At 62.0% G+C, this 19469-nt stretch carries 19 protein-coding genes; 17 read left to right on the top strand and 2 right to left on the bottom strand.

The genetic code is table 11. From position 1 onward, the window contains the following. The first annotated feature begins 114 nt into the window (after positions 1-114). The 8 genes from FHT79_RS01620 to FHT79_RS01585 are packed head-to-tail and all read left to right on the top strand — an operon-like array spanning position 115 to position 8303. Entirely contained in the window at positions 115-768 is a 654-nt protein-coding gene (locus FHT79_RS01620; protein WP_183902897.1) for a Rieske (2Fe-2S) protein, read from the top strand. Next, positions 765-1610: an aromatic ring-hydroxylating dioxygenase subunit alpha gene (locus tag FHT79_RS01615; protein ID WP_183902896.1), complete on the top strand. Its 846-nt coding sequence runs from the start codon at positions 765-767 to the stop codon at positions 1608-1610. Before FHT79_RS01620 ends, FHT79_RS01615 begins: the two co-directional genes overlap by 4 nt. Further along, positions 1607-2266, top strand: a complete 660-nt coding sequence (locus FHT79_RS01610; protein WP_183902895.1) for a glutathione S-transferase family protein — start codon at positions 1607-1609, stop codon at positions 2264-2266. The genes FHT79_RS01615 and FHT79_RS01610 overlap by 4 nt, the downstream gene beginning before the upstream one ends. A gap of 2 nt (positions 2267-2268) precedes the next feature. Then, positions 2269-3648, top strand: a complete 1380-nt coding sequence (locus FHT79_RS01605) for an amidohydrolase (RefSeq protein WP_183902894.1) — start codon at positions 2269-2271, stop codon at positions 3646-3648. A 25-nt stretch (positions 3649-3673) separates the two neighbouring features. Continuing rightward, entirely contained in the window at positions 3674-4771 is a 1098-nt protein-coding gene (locus FHT79_RS01600) for a BMP family ABC transporter substrate-binding protein (RefSeq protein WP_183902893.1), read from the top strand. Between the two features lie 3 nt (positions 4772-4774). Further along, entirely contained in the window at positions 4775-6298 is a 1524-nt protein-coding gene (locus tag FHT79_RS01595; RefSeq protein ID WP_183902892.1) for an ABC transporter ATP-binding protein, read from the top strand. Continuing rightward, entirely contained in the window at positions 6295-7395 is a 1101-nt protein-coding gene (locus tag FHT79_RS01590; RefSeq protein ID WP_183902891.1) for an ABC transporter permease, read from the top strand. Before FHT79_RS01595 ends, FHT79_RS01590 begins: the two co-directional genes overlap by 4 nt. Beyond that, positions 7392-8303, top strand: a complete 912-nt coding sequence (locus tag FHT79_RS01585; RefSeq protein WP_183902890.1) for an ABC transporter permease — start codon at positions 7392-7394, stop codon at positions 8301-8303. The genes FHT79_RS01590 and FHT79_RS01585 overlap by 4 nt, the downstream gene beginning before the upstream one ends. Before the next feature lie 35 nt (positions 8304-8338). On the opposite strand, the gene FHT79_RS01580 is transcribed toward FHT79_RS01585, so the two are convergent. Continuing rightward, positions 8339-8872: an NUDIX hydrolase gene (locus FHT79_RS01580; protein WP_063475746.1), complete on the bottom strand. Its 534-nt coding sequence runs from the start codon at positions 8870-8872 to the stop codon at positions 8339-8341. A 96-nt stretch (positions 8873-8968) separates the two neighbouring features. Here FHT79_RS01580 and FHT79_RS01575 point away from each other — a divergent pair, with 96 nt between their 5' ends. The 5 genes from FHT79_RS01575 (at position 8969) to FHT79_RS01555 (ending at position 14136) form a co-directional block, all read left to right on the top strand. Continuing rightward, complete coding sequence (locus FHT79_RS01575) at positions 8969-9613, top strand: DUF47 domain-containing protein (RefSeq protein WP_025570521.1); 645 nt, start codon at positions 8969-8971, stop codon at positions 9611-9613. Then, complete coding sequence (locus FHT79_RS01570; protein ID WP_025570519.1) at positions 9613-10617, top strand: inorganic phosphate transporter; 1005 nt, start codon at positions 9613-9615, stop codon at positions 10615-10617. Before FHT79_RS01575 ends, FHT79_RS01570 begins: the two co-directional genes overlap by 1 nt. 446 nt (positions 10618-11063) lie before the next feature. Then, positions 11064-12377 (top strand): CmpA/NrtA family ABC transporter substrate-binding protein, encoded by a 1314-nt coding sequence (locus FHT79_RS01565; RefSeq protein WP_183902889.1) that lies wholly within the window; start codon positions 11064-11066, stop codon positions 12375-12377. Positions 12378-12433: 56 nt separating this feature from the next. Next, positions 12434-13327: a nitrate ABC transporter permease gene (gene ntrB, locus FHT79_RS01560; RefSeq protein ID WP_183902888.1), complete on the top strand. Its 894-nt coding sequence runs from the start codon at positions 12434-12436 to the stop codon at positions 13325-13327. 11 nt (positions 13328-13338) lie between these two features. Next, positions 13339-14136, top strand: coding sequence for an ABC transporter ATP-binding protein (locus FHT79_RS01555; RefSeq protein WP_025570514.1), 798 nt, complete (start codon positions 13339-13341; stop codon positions 14134-14136). Between the two features lie 87 nt (positions 14137-14223). Here FHT79_RS01555 and FHT79_RS01550 read toward each other — a convergent pair whose 3' ends face one another. After that, entirely contained in the window at positions 14224-14898 is a 675-nt protein-coding gene (locus FHT79_RS01550; protein ID WP_025570068.1) for a GntR family transcriptional regulator, read from the bottom strand. Positions 14899-15237: 339 nt separating this feature from the next. Here FHT79_RS01550 and FHT79_RS01545 point away from each other — a divergent pair, with 339 nt between their 5' ends. The 4 genes from FHT79_RS01545 to FHT79_RS01530 are packed head-to-tail and all read left to right on the top strand — an operon-like array spanning position 15238 to position 19468. Then, positions 15238-16365, top strand: coding sequence for a BMP family ABC transporter substrate-binding protein (locus FHT79_RS01545; protein ID WP_025570118.1), 1128 nt, complete (start codon positions 15238-15240; stop codon positions 16363-16365). 20 nt (positions 16366-16385) lie between these two features. Beyond that, positions 16386-17513 (top strand): ABC transporter permease, encoded by a 1128-nt coding sequence (locus FHT79_RS01540; RefSeq protein WP_047614568.1) that lies wholly within the window; start codon positions 16386-16388, stop codon positions 17511-17513. Then, positions 17513-18439 (top strand): ABC transporter permease, encoded by a 927-nt coding sequence (locus FHT79_RS01535; RefSeq protein WP_183902887.1) that lies wholly within the window; start codon positions 17513-17515, stop codon positions 18437-18439. The genes FHT79_RS01540 and FHT79_RS01535 overlap by 1 nt, the downstream gene beginning before the upstream one ends. Before the next feature lie 12 nt (positions 18440-18451). Further along, the gene (locus FHT79_RS01530; protein ID WP_047612049.1) at positions 18452-19468 is read left to right on the top strand and encodes a formamidase; all 1017 of its coding nucleotides are present in this window, start codon (positions 18452-18454) and stop codon (positions 19466-19468) included. The last annotated feature ends 1 nt before the right edge of the window (position 19469 follow it).

The following is a 19469-nucleotide window of genomic DNA, read 5'->3' as shown; positions in this document are numbered from 1 at the left end:
CAATGTTGCCAATGCGAAATAATTATGCAAACCTGATAAGGTTGAGCGGAATTGCCTCGATGCGGAGGCGGGACGTGCTCGGCAAGCATATGATTTTGTTTGGGAACTCTAGTCATGCCATCCGCTACGACCGGCTTTTGGACGCCAGTCGCTCTGTCCCGGGATTTGCCAGCCGGCACCGTCATGCCGGCACGGACGGCAGCCGGATCGATTGCCCTGTGGCGCAGCGCTTCCGGGCGCATATCGGCATCGGCCGATCGCTGTCCGCATCGCGGCATGCGTCTGTCTCACGGCTTCGTGCGCGGCGAGGCGCTCTCCTGCATCTATCACGGCTGGAGTTATGGTCAGGCCGGAAACTGTCTCCGCATTCCGGCCCATCCAGGGCTGGCGCCACCGGAAACCATCCGCGTCGCCACCCATGACGTAGAGGAGGCGGACAACGTGATCTGGGTCGCCGTGGGCACGCCGGCTGCGAAGCCGCCGCGGCTTGAGGGCCTCATTCCCCTGCGATCGCTGACGGCGTTGGCCGGCATTGCGGCGATCGAGGCGGCTGCTGGCGCGAAGGCAAGTCCTGAAGGCTTGCTCGAGTTCAATGCAACAAGCGGGACCGTCTGTCTGCTATTATCCGCTCAGGAAGATGGACAGACGCTGATCCACGTGCTGCTGAAGCCGGACACCGGCCCCGCGGCGGGCATTGGCGCTTCGCGGGCCGCCGAGAGCCTGCGCCGCCGGGCCGAGGATCTTCAGAGGAAGGAGATCGGCCAATGACCATGCAGGCGATGACCGACGAATGGTATCCGGTCGGGCTCTTCAGCCAGCTCGACGGCGCTGGTCGCAGGACGGCACTGATGGGCGAGCCGATCGAAGTGGCGCGCGATGGCGACGGTAATGCCAAGGTGACGGGCGGCGACGGCCGTGTACTGCCGGTGCGCGTGCGTTACGGTCATATTTGGTCTTCCCTCGGCGCGCCGAAGAAGGAACTTTTCCCGATTCCCGAGGCCGACCAGCCCGGCCGCCGCTTCGTCGATGTCGGCGTGGTGCGGGTGCGCTGCTCGCCGCTGCGTGCGGTCGAGAATTTTCTCGACATCGCCCATTTCCCCTTCGTCCACACCGACATTCTCGGCGCGGAGCCGCACACCGAGGTTCAGAACTACAAGGTCGAGATCCGCGAGGAAGAAGACGAGGTCTGGGCGACGCAGGTGAAATTCTACCAGCCGCAGGCTGCCAAGTCGGCAAGCGGCGGCATCACCACGGAATATATGTACCGCGTGCCGGCACCGACCTGCTCCGTGCTTTACAAAACCTGCCCGCCGCGCCCGAGCGAATGGGATGTCATCACGCTTTTCGTGCAGCCGCTGGCCGAGGACCTCTGCGACGTCTGGCCATGGATGGCGCTCTTTGACGACGAGACCGCGATGACCGACCTCATCCACTTCCAGCAGACGATCTTTCTGCAGGACCGTTCGATCCTCGAAAATCAGATTCCGCGGCTGCTGCCGCTCGACCCCGGCATGGAAATCCCGACGCGGGCCGATCTGACATCGATCGCCTACCGGCGCTGGCTGAAGCGCCACAATTATACCTATGGCGCACAGCTGGTGGCGCAATGAAGCTCTACGACTACATTCTCTCGCCGAGCTGCTACAAGGTGCGCCTGATGGCGGCGCTGACCGGAGTGAAGCTGGAACTCCGCCCGGTCGATTTTCATCCCGGCGCCGAGCATCGCGACCCCGAGCTGCTTGCGCTCAATCCGGCAGGCTCGATTCCGATCCTGGAGGATGGCGACCTGATCCTGACCGAATCCTCGGCCATTCTCGTCTATCTCGCCGCCAAGGCAGCACCCGAATGGCTCAGCAGCGGCAGGGCCGAGGAAGCAGCGCGGGTGCAGCAATGGCTGTCGTTCTCCGGCCGGCTGACGGCAAGCCTCGGGGCAGCGCGGCTTCACGAAATGCTGCTGCGGCCGGGCGATATCGGCGCGCTGCAGGCCCAGGGCATCGCCGCGCTTCGCGAACTTGAGGCCGGGCTTGTCGAGCAGGGCCTTCGCGGCATGCGTTTCCTCGCAGCCGACCGGCCGACAATTGCCGATATCGCCTGCTTCCCCTATGTGGCGCTGGCCCCCGATGGCGGTGTCATACTGGATTCCTATCCCGCCATCCGGCTCTGGTCCCGCGCGCTGCGCGCCCTCGACAACTTCATCGAGATGCCAGGCATTCACCGGCTGCACGAATTGAAGCCCGAACCCCAGATCGAACCGGGCGAGGCGTGATGATGGCCGGCTACCTCCTGAAGAATTGCGCGGCCGTGATCGTCGACGAGGGCAAGGGACCGGTCGTCCATCGCAATGTCGATCTGCTGACCAGCGGCCCAGAGATCGTGGCGATCGGCGAAAATCTCGCGGCGGACGCACTGCCTCCCGGCACGACCGTTCAAGATGCTGCCGGCTGGTTCGTCTATCCAGGCTTGGTCAACACCCATCATCACTTCTTCCAGTGCTTCGTGCGCAACCGCGCCGATCTCGACTGGACGAAGCTCTCGGTGATCGAGTGGCTCGACCGCATCTACCCGATCTTTTCTCAGCTCAACGAGGAGTGCTTTTACCACTCCTCCGTCACCGCGATGGCCGAGATGATCAAGCATGGCTGCACCACGGCCTTGGATCACCAGTATAATTTCCCCCGGCATGCCGGGAAGCGGCTGATCGATCGCCAGTTCGAAGCGGCCGAGCTGCTCGGCATGCGTTTCCATGCCGGCCGCGGCGGCAACACCCTGCCGAAGTCGGAAGGCTCGACCATTCCCGACGAGATGCTGGAAACGACGGACGAATTCATCGCCGACTGCGCTCGGCTGATCGAGACCTATCACGATACCAGCCGCTTCAGCATGCGCCAGGTCGTGGTCGCGCCCTGCCAGCCGGTGAACTGCTACCGTGAGACGTTCGTGGAATCGGTGGCATTGGCGCGTGATCGCGGGGTCATGATGCACACGCATGTCGGCGAGGGCGAAAGTCCGGTCATTCAGGCGCGTCACGGCATGCGCACGGTCGACTATCTGGAAGAACTCGGCTTTGCCGGACCCGACGCCTTCTATGCCCATTGCTGGGAGTTGACCCACGACGAACTCAGGAAGATGGCGGCCAGTGGCACCGGGGTGGCGCACTGCCCGGAACCCGTCTATCTGGTCGGCGCAGAAGTCACCGATATTCCCGCCATGGCCGCTTTCGGCCTGCGCGTCGGCCTCGGCTGCGACGGTGCTGCCTCCAACGACAATTCCAACCTGATGCACTGCCTGCACTCCGCCTACATGCTGCAGTGCCTCGTCTCCTCCACCCGCACCCACCCCGTGCCGCCGCCGGTCGATTTCCTCGGCTACGGCACGTCAGGGGGTGCCAGCCTGCTCGGCCGGCGCGATATCGGCCGACTGGCGCCCGGCATGGCCGCCGACCTGTTTGCGATCGACACCCGCCGCATGGATTATGTCGGCACGCGGCACGACCCGCTGAGCCTGATTGCCCGCGTCGGCATCGGCCTGGCGACCGACATAACCATGATCAATGGCCGCATCGTCTGGCAGAAGGGCGAATTCCCCGGGCTCGACGAGGCCAAGCTGGCTGCCGAAGCGGAAGCTGCCCTATCCGCCGTGAAATTCTAGAAAACCAAAAGAGGGAACTGAGACCATGACCAAACTGACCCGCAGAAACCTGATGACGGCCGCTGCCGCCACCGGCCTTGCCGGTGTGCTCGGCAGCCGCCTTGCTTTGGCCGCCGACGCGCCGCTCGGCATCACGCTCGTCGTCCCTTCGCCGATCGGCGATGTCGGCTGGGGACATGCACTGGCCGCCGGCCTCGAGCCGATCAAGGCGGCTTACGGCGACAAGGTGAAGGTCACCGTGCTTGAGAATATTGCTGAAGGCCCGGATGCCGACCGCATCATGAACAAGACCGTCGCCGATGGAAACAAGTTCCTGGTCGCCGGCTCTTTCGGCTATCAGAACGGCGCCCTGCAGATCGCCCGCCGTGATCCGAGCGTCACGGTTCTGCATGCTTCCGGCTTCCAGGTCGCTCCGAACTTCTCGCCATTCGCCGCCAAATATTTCCAGGGCACCTATCTGCTCGGCATGGCAGCGGCAGCGCTTTCCAAGACCGGCAAGCTCGGCTCCGTGTCGGCCTTTGCCATCCCCGAGCTCATCACATCCATCAATGCCTTCACGCTCGGCGCCCGGGCCGTCAAGCCCGACATCGAAGTCTCGGTCGTCTGGGTCAACTCCTGGTTCGACCCGGCCAAGGAGCAGGAAGCCGCCAAGGCGCTGATTGCGCAGAAGTGCGACGTGATCTTCTCCAACGCCCAGGACACGCCGTCCGTCATCTCGGCCTGCGAGGAAGCCGGCGTCTATGCCTTCAACCTCAATTCTTCGATGAAGAAATATGCGCCGAAGACCTATCTTGGCTGCGTCGCGACGGATTGGTCGCCGTTCTTCAAGGCGTCGGTCGATGCCCATCTCGCCGGTACCTTCAAGGGGGCCAATGCGTTCCTCGGCGTCGCCGACAAGGTCGTCGAAGTGGTCGACTGGAATTCGGATATTCCGGCTGACGTCATGACCAAGATCAAGGAGATCGAGGCAAAGATCGCCGACGGCAGCTTCTCGCCCTTCACCGGGCCGATCGCCAAGGCCGACGGCAGCGAAGGTGTCGCATCCGGCGCGACCTTGGCCGACCCCGAGATCATCGCCATGAATTGGCACGTCAAGGGCGTGTCCACGCCGCTGCCGAAATAAGTCATGACGACCCCGCTCCTGTCGCTGCGCGGCATTTCGAAGAGCTACGGCCAGATTCACGCCAACCAGGCCATCGATCTGGACGTGGCTCCGCAATCGATCCATGCGATTCTCGGAGAAAATGGCGCGGGAAAATCGACGCTGATGAAGCTGATCTACGGCGTCGAGCAACCGGATGACGGAGACGTCGTCTGGGAAGGAAAACCCTTGCGCCTCGCCTCTCCGGCGGAGGCAAGGCGCAACGGTATCGGCATGGTATTCCAGCATTTTTCGCTGTTCGAGACCCTGACCGTCCTGGAGAATATTCGGCTGGTCGTGCCGGGCCGCAAGGCTGAGCTCAAGGAACGCATCCGGACGCTTGGACGGGAATTCGGCCTTGAAGTCGACCCGCTCGCCCATGTGCATGCGCTGTCCGTCGGCGAGCGGCAACGGGTGGAGATCATCCGAAGCCTGATGACCGATCCAAAGCTGCTGATCCTCGACGAGCCCACCTCCGTCCTGCCGCCGCAACTGGTGGAGAAGCTGTTCGACACGCTGCGCCGGCTGCGCGACGGCGGCGTTTCCATCCTGTTGATCTCCCACAAGCTCGAGGAAATCCGGGCGATCTGCGACCGGGCGACCATTCTGCGCGGCGGTCGCGTGACCGGGAATGTCGACCCGCGTGAACATGATGCCCATGACCTTGCCCGCATGATGATCGGCCGCGACATGCCCGAACCCTTGTCGGCGCTGCCGCTGTCCGGCGGGGAAAAGCGGCTGGAGATCATCGGTCTGGACTATCAGCCGGACGATCCCTTTGCGGTGTCGCTCTCCGGCATCAGCCTCGAAGTGCATGCCGGTGAAATTCTGGGGATCGCCGGTATTTCGGGCAACGGCCAAAGCGAGCTTGCCGCGTTGATCTCGGGCGAGACGGTGCTGGGGCGCGACCAACGCGACCGGATCTACATGATGGGGATGGATGTCGGCAGGCTCGATGCCGCGGCGCGACGGACGCTCGGATTCGCCTTCGTTCCGGAAGATCGGCTCGGGCGCGGCGCCGTGCCCGAAATGTCGCTCGTCCTCAACAGCCTGCTGACGGCCCATCCGCTCAAGCTTTTACGCCATGGTCTCCTCGACAAGGCGCGGGCGACGGCGTTCACCGAGGATTGCATCCGTCAGTACGATGTCCGCACGCCCGGCCCGGATGCGGAAGCCGGGACGCTTTCCGGCGGCAATCTGCAGAAATTCATCGTCGGCCGGGAAATCATGCTGGCTCCCAAATTGCTGTTCGTGGCGCAGCCGACCTGGGGCGTCGATATCGGCGCCGCATCCGCCATCCGCAGCCGTCTGGTCGCATTGCGCAATCAGGGCATGGCGATCCTTGTTATTTCCGAAGAGCTGGAAGAACTGTTCGAGCTCTGCGATTCCATCCAGGTGCTGCATCACGGCCGGCTCAGCCCGCCGCTAAAAACGCGGGACACACAGCCCGAAGAGATCGGCCGATACATGATCGGGGCACAAGCCTCACCCGAGAAAGTCCGTCTATGAGCGCTTGGTCCCCTGCTTTCGTTCCCACCCTGGTGCGCCGGGAGCGCGCCTCGCTTGCCGCGAGCCTGCTTGCGCCCGTCTTGGCGCTTGTCATAGCGATCGCGCTCAACCTCGGCCTTTACATCCTGATGGGCCGTGACCCGATCGCGGTCGTCTACGCGATGCTTTTCGAGCCCTTCCTCTCCTGGGCGTCATTTTCGGAAGTGCTCTTAAAGGCAGGCCCGCTCCTGCTGATCGCCCAGGGACTGGCGATCGGCTTTCGCGCCAAGGTCTTCAATATCGGCGCCGAAGGCCAGTTCATTCTCGGCGCGATCTTCGCCTCGGCCATTCCGGTCTGGTTTCCCCAGGCAACGGGCCAGTGGATCTGGCCGGCGATGCTGCTGCTCGGCGCCATCGGCGGCGCGCTCTGGGCCTCTCTCACTGCCTTCTGGCGCGTGCGCCTCAACGCCAACGAGATCCTCGTTTCGCTGATGCTGAGCCTCGTTGCGGCGCAGCTGCTGAACTATCTGCTGCTCGGCCCCTGGAAGGATCCGAACGGCTTCAACTTCCCCCAGTCGGTGATGTTCCAGTATGATGCGATGGTCCCGACCCTGATTTCCGGGACCCGCCTCAACGTCTCTTTCCTGATTACGCTCGCTTTGTCGGTTGCCGCCTGGGTCTTCATGCAGAAGAGCTTCATCGGCTACAAGCTGCAGGTCGGCGGCTTGGCGCCGCGGGCTGCCGGCTATGCCGGCTTCAAGGAGGGTTGGGCAATCTGGCTGTCGCTGCTGATCGGCGGCTTTGCCGCCGGTCTTGCCGGTGCTGCCGAAGTCGCCGGTCCGCTCGGCCAGCTGCAGCGTTCGGTCGCGAGCGGTTATGGCTATGCGGCCATCATCGTCGCCTATCTCGGTGGCCTGCACCCGATCGGCATCGTGGTCTCGGCGCTGGTCATGGCGGTCATCTATATCGGTGGCGACAATGCCATGGTCTCGGCCGGCCTGCCGATCGCCGCCGTCCGCGTCTTCCAAGGCAGTCTGCTGCTCGCCTATCTCATCGCCGTCGCCTTCGTGCGCTACCGCTTGGAATGGCGCCGCGCCGCCCACCGGAGCCCGTCATGAACGCCATCGAGTTCATTCTTGCCGGCATGCTTGCGGCCGCGACACCGTTTCTTCTCGCAGCCCTCGGCGAACTGGTGGCCGAGCGCGCCGGCGTCCTCAACCTCGGGGTCGAGGGATTGATGGCCTTCGGCGCCGTGCTCGCCTTCATCGTCGTCTATCAGGGCGGCGGACATCTCCTGGGCTTCGTCGTCGCCGGGTTCGGCGGCGCTGTCCTTTCCCTGCTTTTCGCCTTCGTCACGCTGGGATTCCGGGCAAACCAGGTGGCGGCGGGCCTTGCCATCGGCATTCTCGGTCAGGGCCTCTCGGCGCTTTTCGGCAAGACCTATGAAAGCCTCACCGTCAGAGGACTTCCGAAGCTCGCCCTTCCCGGACTTTCGGAACTGCCGGTTATCGGCGGCCTTTTCGTCCAGGACATCGTCGTGTGGATTTCGCTCGCGGCGACGCTTACTCTCTGGGCGATGTTTGCCTACACCAAGCTCGGTCTCATCGTCCGCGCTGTCGGCGAGAACCCAAAGGCCGCGCATGCCATCGGTTATCCGGTCATCTCAGTCCGCGTCCTCGCCATCGCCTTCGGCGGCGCGATGGCGGGCTTCGCCGGCGCCTATGCGTCGGTGGTCTACACCCCGCTCTGGGCCGATGGGATGATCGCCGGCCGCGGCTGGATCGCCATCGCCCTTGTCGTCTTCGGGACTTGGCTCACCGGCCGTATCTTCCTCGGCGCCTGCCTCTTCGGGGCAGTCTCGCTGATGGGGCTTGCAGCCCAGGCAACCGGACTGGATGTTCCCTCGCAGCTGCTGTCGAGCCTGCCCTATCTTGTCACGATCATCGTGCTCGGCATCATCTCCGCCGACCGTCGCCTGCTGAAACTGAACGGCGTTGCTTCGCTCGGCGAACCATTCGAGCGATAAAGACGCACGGCGCTGCTATCTGCCGGCGAAGATGGTCAGCCGCGATCGAGCTTCTTTCCGCCGCGCGCTTCGAATTGGACGAGCAGCGACTTGAGTTCGATCTCGCGAACGCGGCGTGCCGCTTCATCCGGGCTGACCCATTCGAGGATACGCTGGCCCCGCTCCTTGAAATCGCCGCTGATATCAGTGACTTCAATCTGAAACATGTCGACGATACAGGGGGCCACATCGCCATTGTCGAGTTCTTTCAGATAGGTATAACGGCCGACCGGCTTCTTCTTCACCACCCCGCGCACGCCTGCCTCCTCCCACGCCTCGATTGCCGCTGCTTCGAAAGGCTTTTTCCCTTTCATCGGCCATCCTTTTGGGATGACCCAGCGTGCGCTCTCACGCGATGTGATCACCAGGATTTCGATCGCGGATCCGGCATCGCCGTAGCGAAAGCAAAGAGCGCCGTACTGTTGACGGAATGCACCGGCGAACAGCGTTTCAGGAACAGCAGCGAGCTGCCGTAGCAGTGGCTGGGACTTGTCCGGTCGGGGCTTCCTGCTTTTCTTGCTCGGCGTCATAGTAGATGAATTACCGAATTTGCATGTTGCTTCAATTGCCTGAGCGTGTTTATGACAGATTTATGACAATCGGCCGCACGAGGAAGGTTCCCAGGCATGATGAGCATTTTTCGCAAGCTGATGCCACGGGAAGACAGATTCTTCGACATGTTTTCCAAGCACTCGAAGACCGTCGTTGCCGCGGCCTACGCCCTCGACCAACTCCTGAAGGGCAATGACGTCGAGAAAAACTGCGAACGTATCGTCACATTGGAAGACGAGGCCGACGACATCACGCGTGACGTTCTTCTTGCCGTTCGCCGAAGCTTCATCACGCCCTTCGACCGGGGAGACATCAAGGACCTTATCCAGTCGATGGATGATTCGATCGACATGATGCACAAGACAGTCAAGACGATCCGCTTGTTCGAGCAATCCAGCTTCGATCCGCTCATGCAGGAGATGGGCAGCGAAATCGTCAAGGCGGCAAATCTTGTCGCGGAAGCGATACCCCTGCTCGACAGATTGGGGGCCAATGCGCAGCGTCTCGCCGCCATCGCGGAGGAAGTCACCCGAGTGGAGGGACGTTCCGATGAGCTCCACGACCAGGGTCTGAAGGATCTGTTCTTGCGTCATGGCGCCAGCGGCAATGCGATGGCCTACATGATCGGCAGCGAAATCTACGGAGAGCTGGAGAAAGTCGTCGACCGCTTCGAGGATGTCGCCAACGAGATCAGCGGCATTCTCATCGAGAACGTCTGATGGATGCCTCCCTCGCTCTGCCGCTGCTGGTCGGCCTTATCGTCGTCGCTTTGTTCTTCGACTTTCTCAACGGCCTTCATGATGCGGCCAATTCCATTGCCACGATCGTCTCGACCCGCGTCCTGCGGCCGCAGTATGCGGTCGCCTGGGCGGCGTTCTTCAATTTCATTGCTTTCCTGTTCTTCGGCTTGCATGTCGCCGAGACGCTGGGGACCGGCATCATCGATCCCGCGATCGTCTCGCCCCAACTGATCTTCGCCGCGCTCATGGGCGCCATCATCTGGAATATCCTCACCTGGATTTTCGGGATTCCATCGAGTTCGTCGCATGCGCTTGTCGGTGGGCTGGTGGGGGCCGGTCTGGCAAAGGTTGGCTTCAGCTCGATCGTCTGGAATGGTCTCCTAAAGACGGTCGGCGCCATTTTCCTTTCACCAGCCATCGGCTTCCTGCTTGCGCTGGTGCTGGTACTCGCCGTCTCCTGGTTGTTCGTCCGGCAGACGCCGTTTGCGGTGGATCGGACCTTTCGCATCATGCAGTTCGTGTCCGCTTCGCTCTATTCGCTCGGCCACGGCGGAAACGATGCGCAGAAGACGATGGGCATCATCGCGGTGCTCCTGTTCAGCCAGGGATATCTCGGCCCGACATTCTACGTGCCGTTCTGGGTGGTCATTACCTGCCAGTCAGCAATGGCTCTCGGTACGCTGTTTGGCGGATGGCGGATCGTTCATACCATGGGGTCGAAGATCACCCGGCTCAACCCCATGCAAGGTTTCTGCGCGGAGACGGGCGGAGCGCTGACGCTGTTCGGAGCGACGTGGCTTGGTATTCCCGTTTCGACGACGCATACCATCACCGGAGCAATCGTCGGAGTGGGCGCGGCTCGCCGTGTTTCCGCCGTGCGCTGGGGATTGGCCGGCAACATCGTGATCGCTTGGATCGTCACGATGCCGGCGGCGGCAGCAATATCCGCAGCGTTCTACGGACTCGTATCTTTGCTGCACTGAATGAGGTGAGAGCGAAGGCTATCGCCACGCATTACCCCTCTCCTGTTGAGCTTTGCCGCTGGAAAGACATCCATCCGGCCAGCTGCATCGCGGCTTTAATGTTGCGTGCACTGCACAAATAGAGCGCTTCCATGGCTGTGACTATCGTGGCAATCGCACAAAATGGAAGCAGAAAACGATAGCGCCCAAGAAATAGGCAATCGTTAATTCTTGGCATTTCTCCTTTTGCTTCATGCTGTTACCAACTCCTCTCGAAATTGGCACGCTGCTTGCACGTTCTTAGATGCACCGGTCAACGGCGACCGGGGCGGATAGGCGCGGCATAAGCGCCTGCATTAGACACCGACGTCGCAAGGTCTTTGCAATCCGGGATCTCTCATCCCTTGGACGCAATTTCCGGCGGCGTTTTTTTGTGTCCAAATTCAGCCAGCAGAGGGAACCTGCGCATGACAAAAAATTCGACGACTGGGATTTCGACAACCGGCATGACCCGCCGCGGCATGCTCAAGACGACTGCAGCGGCTGCCCTCATCGGCGCCGTCAAGACTGCCTTTCCATCGGGCGCCTTCGCAGCCGGAGCAGGGCCCGAGGTGAAAGGTGTCAAGCTCGGCTTTATCGCGCTCACCGATTCCGCACCGCTGATCATCGCCAAGGAAAAGGGCTTTTTCGACAAGCATGGCCTTCCGGAAGCGGATGTGGCCAAACAGGCGTCCTGGGGTGCGACCCGCGATAATCTCGTGCTGGGCGGCGCGGCCAATGGCATCGACGGCGCCCATATTCTCTCGCCGCTCCCCTATCTCATGCACACCGGCAAGGTGACGCAGAACAATAAGCCGGTGCCGATGGCAATCCTCGCCCGGCTCAACCTCGACAGCCAGGGCATTTCCGTCGCCAAGGAATATGCCGAAACCGGCGTGCAGCTCGATGCCTCTAAGCTGAAGGCCGCCTTCGAGAAAAAGAAGGCGGAAGGCAAGGAGATCAAGGCCGCGATGACCTTCCCGGGCGGCACCCATGACCTCTGGATCCGTTACTGGCTCGCCGCCGGCGGCATCGATCCGAACAAGGACGTTTCGACCATCGTCGTGCCGCCGCCGCAGATGGTTGCCAATATGAAGGTTGGCAACATGGACGTCTTCTGTGTGGGCGAACCGTGGAACGAGCAGCTCGTCAACCAGGGCATCGGCTTCACCGCCGCCACCACCGGCGAGCTCTGGAAGGGCCATCCCGAAAAAGCGCTCGGGCTGCGCGCCGACTGGATCGAAAAGAATCCCAATGCTGCCAAGGCGCTGCTGATGGCTGTCATGGAAGCTCAGCAATGGTGCGAAAGCATGGACAACAAGGCGGAGATGGCCGACATTCTCGGCAAGCGCCAGTGGTTCAACGTTCCGACCAAGGACGTGCTCGGCCGCCTCAAGGGCGATATCAATTATGGCAACGGCCGCGAGGTCAAGGCCACCGACCTCTACATGAAGTTCTGGAAGGACGGTGCCTCCTACCCGTTCAAGAGCCACGATACCTGGTTCATGACGGAAAACATCCGCTGGGGAAATCTGCCGGCGAGCACCGACGTCAAGGCGCTGGTCAACCAGGTGAATCGCGAAGACATCTGGCGCGGGGCCGCCAAGGATCTCGGCGTCGCGGCGGCCGATATTCCCGCGTCGTCGTCTCGCGGCAAGGAGACTTTCTTCGACGGCAAGGTCTTCGACCCTGAAAATCCCTCCGCCTATCTCGACAGCCTTTCGATCAAGGCCGTCGCCTGACCCGCTCCGGCGCGCGATCGGCGCGCCGGCCTTTCATTCGTATGAGGAGCGCGTCGATGTCCGCCCTGGCAAATAAACAAAATCCCTCCACGGTCGCCTCTGCCAAGCCGGCGGCAAAGGTTCTGCCATTTTCCGGCAAGCATGGATCGCGGATCGATTTTCGTCGAGCGGCGCTGACCGCACTTCGCAATGTCGTTCCGCCGGCCGTGGTGCTGGCGCTCATCCTGCTCGTCTGGCAGGTGCTCTGTTCATCGACGGATGCGTCCTTGCCCTCGCCGCATCAGGTCTGGCAGGAGAGCTACGACCTGATCGCCTATCCGTTCTTCAACTACGGCTCCCAGGATATCGGGCTTGGCTGGCGCGTGCTCGTTTCGCTGCAGCGCGTCGTGTATGGCTTTGGCCTTGCCGCAGTCGCCGGCGTCATCATCGGGGCGATCATCGGTCAGTCGATCTGGGCGATGCGCGGCCTCGATCCGATCTTCCAGGTGCTGCGCACGGTCCCGCCGCTCGCCTGGCTGCCGCTGTCGCTGGCAGCCTTCCAGGATTCCAATCCTTCGGCAATCTTCGTGATCTTCATCACGTCGATCTGGCCTGTCATCATCAACACCGCCGTCGGCGTCCGCAATATCCCGCAGGACTACCGCAACGTCGCCGAAGTGCTGCGCCTCAACCAGTTCGAGTTTTTCTGGAAGATCATGCTGCCTTCGGCATCGCCCTATATCTTCACCGGCCTCAGGATCGGCGTCGGCCTCTCCTGGCTCGCCATCGTCGCGGCCGAAATGCTGACGGGCGGCGTCGGCATCGGCTTCTTCATCTGGGACGCATGGAACTCGTCGCGCCTTCCGGACATCATCGTCGCGCTCGCCTATATCGGCATCGTCGGCTTCGCCCTTGACAAGCTGGTGGCTGCGCTCGGCAAACTCGTCACCCGCGGCGCCATGGCCAACTGAGGAACGCACCTATGAACGCCTATCTCAAACTCGACCATATCGACAAACATTTCGATCGGGGCGGCGTGCGCGCCGAGGTGCTGAAGGACATCAACCTGACGATTTCCGAGGGTGAATTCGTCTCGATCATCGGCCATTCCGGCTGCGGCAAGTCTACCCTGCTCAACCTGATTGCCGGCCTGACTCCGGTATCGGCAGGCGCCGTGCTGCTTGAAAACCGCGAGGTCAACGAACCGGGTCCGGAACGCGCCGTCGTCTTCCAGAACCATTCGCTGCTGCCCTGGCTGACGGTCTACGAGAACGTCAATCTCGCCGTCACCAAGGTCTTCAGCCGAACAAAGACCAAGGCCGAGCGACACGACTGGGTCATGGCCAACCTCGACCTCGTGCAGATGGCGCATGCCAGGGATAAGCGGCCTTCGGAAATATCAGGGGGCATGAAACAGCGCGTCGGCATTGCACGCGCGCTGTCAATGGAGCCGAAGATCCTGTTGCTGGACGAGCCTTTCGGCGCGCTCGACGCGCTGACCCGCGCCCATCTTCAGGACGCGGTGATGGAAATCCACGCCCGGCTTGGCAATACGATGGTGATGATCACCCATGACGTCGACGAAGCGGTATTGTTGTCCGATCGCATCGTCATGATGACCAATGGCCCGGCGGCCCGGATCGGTGAAGTGCTCGATGTGACCATGTCTCGTCCGCGCCATCGCATCGAACTCGCCTCCGATCGGACATATCTCAAATGCCGCGAGGCCGTGCTGAAGTTCCTCTACGAACGTCACCGTTTCGTCGAAGCCGCGGAGTAGACGCCGCGAAACAACTGGAGCGTTTGGTTGTCGTAGCCTTGTGTCTTGTAGCGGGGGCGGCGCCTGATTTCAGGCGCCGCGTCCTCTCTACTCCCCTGCCGTTGCAAATACCGCGCTGGCATCACTGACAATTTCCACATGGGAATAGGCCGCCTGCCCCGCGGCCGCGGCGTCCGCGCGCATGATCGCGGTCACGATCCGGCCGTGCTCCTCATAGGATTTTGCCAAGCGCCCCGGCAAACGGAACTGTGCCCGTCGAAAAGGTGCCAGCCGCGCCCTGGTCTGCGTCACCATCTCGAAGACATGATCATTATGCGCACCTCGATAAAGCCGGGTGTGGAATTCGGTATTGTGAGCCGAATATTCCTCTTCGGCGCCGGCATGCACCAGCCTCACCGATGCCCGATGCTCCAACTCCAGCGCGCGCCGCTCATCGACCGTCATGCGCTCGGCCGACAGCCTGGCGCAGATTGCTTCAAGCTCCGCCATCGCCTCGAACATCGAATGCAGATAGGCCTCGGTGACATTGGTCACGAGGGCACTGCGGTTTGGCTCGCGGACGACCAATCCCATGGCGCCCAGCTCACGCAAGGCCTCGCGTACCGGCGTGCGCGAAACCTCGAAACGAACCGCGAGCGACACCTCGTCCAACTTCGCGCCCGGCAGGATTTCACCTGTGACGATCATGTCGGAAATCGCCCGCACCATCTGTTCGACGGTAGTTCCGGTGCGGATCACTTCTCTGCGCCTAGTCTGCTTCACAATACGAATCTGCTCACATCAACACTCTGCATACAGATGCCGTCCGAGACTCGATAAGTCAAATCGAGCAGGGAAGATATTGTTAAATTTTCGCTTTCTGATGAATAAGAGAGCTTGGCCTGCGCGAAGTATCAGCAATCACGCACTCACGATGACCAAGAAATACCTGTTGATTACTTTTTGCGCAAGAAATCGATCAATCTGCATGCACTTTTCGGAGTGTGCATTTTGCAGAAACAAATAAATTATAAAAAACAATAGATTGATTTCTGGCACGCACATTGCATGCACTTTTCTGTACCCGTTCGAAACCGGCCCAGCGCCGCAAGGAGCATTCCGATGACCAAACTCCTTTCCATGAACCGCCGCAATTTCCTTCAGGCTTCCGCCGCCGGTGCGCTCGCCGGCGCCATGCCGGGCCTGATCGGCTCTCCCGCCGCAGCCCAGACCGCGCTGACCGTCGGCTTCATCTATGTCGGCCCCAAAGACGACTACGGCTACAACCAGGCGCATGCGGAAGGTGCCGCCGTGGTCAAGGCGCTGCCGGGCGTGACGCTGGTCGAAGAAGAGAATGTGCCGGAAACCGTCGATGTCCAGAAGACCATGGAGTCGATGATCAATCTCGACGGTGCGACCCTGCTCTTTCCGACATCCTTCGGCTATTTCGATCCCCACATGCTGGCCATGGCCGCCAAATATCCCGATATCCAGTTCCGCCATTGCGGCGGCCTCTGGCAGGAAGGCAAGAACCCCGCCAATACCGGCTCCTATTTCGGCTATATCTTCCAGGGCCAGTATCTGAACGGCATCGCCGCCGGTCATGCGACGAAGAGCAAAAAGATCGGCTTCGTCGCCGCCAAGCCGATCCCGCAAGTTCTGCAGAACATCAACGCCTTCCTGCTTGGCGCGCGCACGGTCGATCCCGCTATCACCTGCCAGGTGATCTTCACCGGTGAATGGTCGCTCGCCGTCAAGGAAGCCGAAGCCACCAATGCGCTGGTCGATCAGGGCGCCGACGTCATCACCTGCCACGTCGACAGCCCCAAAGTGGTCGTCGAGACGGCGGCCGGCCGCGGCGCCTTCGTCTGCGGCTATCACGCCAATCAGAGCCCGCTTGCTCCCGAAAAATACCTCACCGGCGCCGAATGGGCCTGGGGCAACGTCTACAGCGATTTCGTCAAGAAGGCGCAGGCCGGCGAAAAGCTCGGCAACTTCGTGCGCGGCGGCCTGAAGGACGGCTTCGTGAAGATGAGCGCGCTTGGCCCCGCCGTGTCGGCGGAGGGCCGCAAGGCTTTCGAAGCCACGCAGGCGGAGATGATGAAGGGTGGCTTCTCGGTCTTCAAGGGCCCGTTGAAGGACAATAAGGGCGACACCGTCGTGGCTGCCGACAAGAGCTACGCCGAAGATGCGATCGAGCTCGAGAGCATGAATTACCTGGTTGAGGGCGTCGTCGGGTCCACGGCGTAAACCGCGAAGGGAGAAGCGCCATGACCATCGAGGCCAATGATCCCGCACTCGCCATCGCGGAAAAACCGGCTTCGCTGCGCCCCGTCCTCGAATGGATCGCGCGGCGAGCCGAACCTGTCGTCATCGGCCTTGCGGCCATACTGATCGGTCTTGCGCTCTTCTCCCTCTTCATCCTGGCGGTCGGCAAGTCGCCGGTCACCCTCTTCCAACTGATGTATACCGGCGGCTTCGGCAGCTGGTTTTCGGTGCAGAACAGCTTAAGCCGCGCCGCACCCCTTCTCCTGACGGCGCTCTGCGTCGCCCTGCCCGCCCGTCTCGGCCTCGTCATCATCGGCGGGGAAGGAGCGGTCGTGCTGGGCGGCGTTGCGGCCGCAGCCATGGCTCTGCCGCTTGCCGGCACCGCGCCTGTCTTCCTCACCCTCATTCTGATGGCGATCGCCGCCATGGTGGTCGGCGGCATCTGGATCGGCCTTGCCGGTTTCCTGCGCCACTACCGCGGCGTCAACGAAACCATCTCGTCGCTGCTGCTATCCTATATCGCCATTGCCCTGATGAACCAGTTCGTCGAAGGGATGCTCCGCGATCCTGCAAGCCTCAACAAGCCGTCGACCAGGCCGTTGCCGGCGGACTATATGCTCGGCAAGATTCCCGGCATGGACGTGCATTGGGGTCTCGTCATCGGCATCCTCGCCTGCATTGTGTCCTGGATCGTGATCGAGGCGACGAGCTACGGTTTTGCCGCCCGCATCGCCGGCGGCAACGTGCGCGCCGCCCAGATCCAGGGACTTCCTGTGGGCAAACTGATCGCGGGATTTACCGCACTTGCCGGCAGCTTTGCCGGTCTGGCGGGCATGATTGAAGTGGCGGCGGTGCAGGGAAGCGCCAACGCCTCGCTTGCCGCCGGCTACGGTTATACCGGCATCCTCGTCGCCTTCCTCGCCAGGCACAATCCGCTGGCGATCATTCCGGTCGCGATCCTGCTCGGCGGCATCGACGCCTCGGGCGGCCTCATCCAGCGGCGCATGGGCCTGCCGGATGCGACGGTTCTGGTGCTGCAGGGGACGCTCTTCATCGTCATTCTCTTCTGCGAGACCTTCTACGGCCGCTTCAAGATCTTCAATCCCGACCTCTGGAAAAGGAGCCTCTGATGGAAGAGACAGGCATCGGCATCTGGGGCGTGCCGCTGGCGATCTTCGCGGGCGCCATCCGCGTGTCCACACCATTCATTTTCGTCAGCCTCGGCGAGACGATCACCGAGCGCTCCGGCCGCATCAATCTCGGCCTGGAAGGCACGCTGGTCTTCGGCGCCATGACGGCCTATGCGGTGGCCGTCATCACCGGCTCGCCGACCCTCGGTGTGCTCGCCGCCATGATGGCGGGGGCGATGTTCGGCCTTATCCACGGCTGGATCTGCAAATTCCCGAAGGTCAACGACATCGCCATCGGCATCGCGATGATGCAGTTCGGTCTCGGCATGGCGTTTTTCCTCGGCAAATCCTTCATCCAGCCGGTGGCGCCGAAACTGCCCTCGATTGCGCTCGGCGGTTGGTCGAGCACTCCGCAGATCCAGGCGGCACTGAATATCAACGTGCTGTTCTTCATCGGCGCAGCGCTGGCTCTCTTCCTGTTCTGGGCCTTCAAGAACACCCGCATCGGCCTGATCCTGCGCGTTGTCGGCGACAGCACCGACGCGGCCCGAGCCATGGGCATCGACCCGGACCGGGTTCGCCTGCTGGCTACCGCCGCTGGCGGCTCGCTGGCGGCGATCGGCGGCGCCTATCTGTCGCTCTACTATCCGGGCTCATGGAACGAAGGCATCTCGTCGGGCCAGGGCCTGATGGCCGTGGCGCTCGTGATCTTTGCCCGCTGGAACCCGATCGGCTGCTTTCTCGCTGCCCTGCTTTTCGGCGGCGCCGGCGCGCTCGGCCCGGCGCTGCAATCGGTCGGCGTCACGCAAGGCTACTATCTCTTCTACGCGGCACCTTACGTGCTCACCCTCGTCATCCTGATCGCCACGTCCTCGCCCACCCGCTCGCTCGCCGGTGCGCCGGGCGCGCTGTCGCTTACGAAATAACGGAGCTTGCCGATGAACGGACTTGGCGGCCTCAACAAATCCGAACACGGTGTGGGTATCGGCCTGGTACAGCTCCAGCTGCCGGTGACGGTCACCAAAGCGGATCTGGCAAAACAGACGCAGGTGATCGTCGATCTGGTGGCCAAAGCGCGGCGCAACCAGCCGGGCATGGACCTCGTCGTCTTTCCAGAATATGCGCTGCACGGCCTCTCCATGGACATCAATCCGGAGATCATGTGCACGCTCGACGGGCCGGAGGTCGCGGCCTTCAGGAAGGCCTGCAGGGACAATGCGATCTGGGGCTGCTTCTCGATCATGGAGCTGAACCCTGGCGGCATGCCCTACAATTCCGGCATCGTCATCGACGACCAAGGCGAGTTGAAGCTCTATTACCGCAAGATGCATCCCTGGATCCCCGTCGAGCCCTGGGAGCCCGGCGATCTTGGCATCCCTGTCATCGAAGGCCCGCGAGGCGCCAAGCTCGCACTGATCATCTGCCATGACGGCATGTTCCCGGAGATGGCGCGCGAATGCGCCTATAAGGGCGCCGAAATCATGATCCGCACAGCCGGCTACACGGCGCCGATCCGCGAGGCCTGGCGCTTCACCAACCAGGCCAATGCCTTCTGCAACCTGATGATCACCGCCAATGTCTGTATGTGCGGCTCGGACGGCACGTTCGATTCCATGGGTGAAGGCATGATCTGCAATTTCGACGGCACGATCATCGCCCACGGCACCTCCGGCCGCGTCAACGAGATCATCACCGCCGAGGTGCGTCCTGACCTGGTGCGCGAGGCCCGGCTCGGCTGGGGCGTGGAGAACAATATCTACCAGTTCGGCCATCGCGGTTATGTCGCCGTCGCCGGCGGTGCGCAGGATGCGCCCTACACCTACATGCACGACCTCGTCGCCGGCAAATACCGCCTGCCATGGGAAGACGAGATAAAGGTCAAGGACGGCACGTCCTGCGGATTTGACAAGCCAATGCGCCGCTACGGCGAACCCCTCAAACCTGCCGCGGAATAGG

Source organism: Rhizobium sp. BK212, from assembly GCF_014197475.1.
Lineage (GTDB): Bacteria > Pseudomonadota > Alphaproteobacteria > Rhizobiales > Rhizobiaceae > Rhizobium > Rhizobium anhuiense.
The sequence above is the reverse complement of the archived record's forward strand: the minus strand, read 5'-3'. Positions and strand labels throughout refer to the sequence as shown.

Bases quoted from the DNA above. Each gene is read 5' to 3' on its own strand.
- FHT79_RS01620 (WP_183902897.1), top strand. From the start codon at position 115: ATGCCATCCGCTACGACCGGCTTTTGGACGCCAGTCGCTCTGTCCCGG.
- FHT79_RS01615 (WP_183902896.1), top strand. From the start codon at position 765: ATGACCATGCAGGCGATGACCGACGAATGGTATCCGGTCGGGCTCTTC.
- FHT79_RS01610 (WP_183902895.1), top strand. From the start codon at position 1,607: ATGAAGCTCTACGACTACATTCTCTCGCCGAGCTGCTACAAGGTGCGC.
- FHT79_RS01605 (WP_183902894.1), top strand. From the start codon at position 2,269: ATGGCCGGCTACCTCCTGAAGAATTGCGCGGCCGTGATCGTCGACGAG.
- FHT79_RS01600 (WP_183902893.1), top strand. From the start codon at position 3,674: ATGACCAAACTGACCCGCAGAAACCTGATGACGGCCGCTGCCGCCACC.
- FHT79_RS01595 (WP_183902892.1), top strand. From the start codon at position 4,775: ATGACGACCCCGCTCCTGTCGCTGCGCGGCATTTCGAAGAGCTACGGC.
- FHT79_RS01590 (WP_183902891.1), top strand. From the start codon at position 6,295: ATGAGCGCTTGGTCCCCTGCTTTCGTTCCCACCCTGGTGCGCCGGGAG.
- FHT79_RS01585 (WP_183902890.1), top strand. From the start codon at position 7,392: ATGAACGCCATCGAGTTCATTCTTGCCGGCATGCTTGCGGCCGCGACA.
- FHT79_RS01580 (WP_063475746.1), bottom strand. From the start codon at position 8,872: ATGACGCCGAGCAAGAAAAGCAGGAAGCCCCGACCGGACAAGTCCCAG.
- FHT79_RS01575 (WP_025570521.1), top strand. From the start codon at position 8,969: ATGATGAGCATTTTTCGCAAGCTGATGCCACGGGAAGACAGATTCTTC.
- FHT79_RS01570 (WP_025570519.1), top strand. From the start codon at position 9,613: ATGGATGCCTCCCTCGCTCTGCCGCTGCTGGTCGGCCTTATCGTCGTC.
- FHT79_RS01565 (WP_183902889.1), top strand. From the start codon at position 11,064: ATGACAAAAAATTCGACGACTGGGATTTCGACAACCGGCATGACCCGC.
- ntrB (WP_183902888.1), top strand. From the start codon at position 12,434: ATGTCCGCCCTGGCAAATAAACAAAATCCCTCCACGGTCGCCTCTGCC.
- FHT79_RS01555 (WP_025570514.1), top strand. From the start codon at position 13,339: ATGAACGCCTATCTCAAACTCGACCATATCGACAAACATTTCGATCGG.
- FHT79_RS01545 (WP_025570118.1), top strand. From the start codon at position 15,238: ATGACCAAACTCCTTTCCATGAACCGCCGCAATTTCCTTCAGGCTTCC.
- FHT79_RS01540 (WP_047614568.1), top strand. From the start codon at position 16,386: ATGACCATCGAGGCCAATGATCCCGCACTCGCCATCGCGGAAAAACCG.
- FHT79_RS01535 (WP_183902887.1), top strand. From the start codon at position 17,513: ATGGAAGAGACAGGCATCGGCATCTGGGGCGTGCCGCTGGCGATCTTC.
- FHT79_RS01530 (WP_047612049.1), top strand. From the start codon at position 18,452: ATGAACGGACTTGGCGGCCTCAACAAATCCGAACACGGTGTGGGTATC.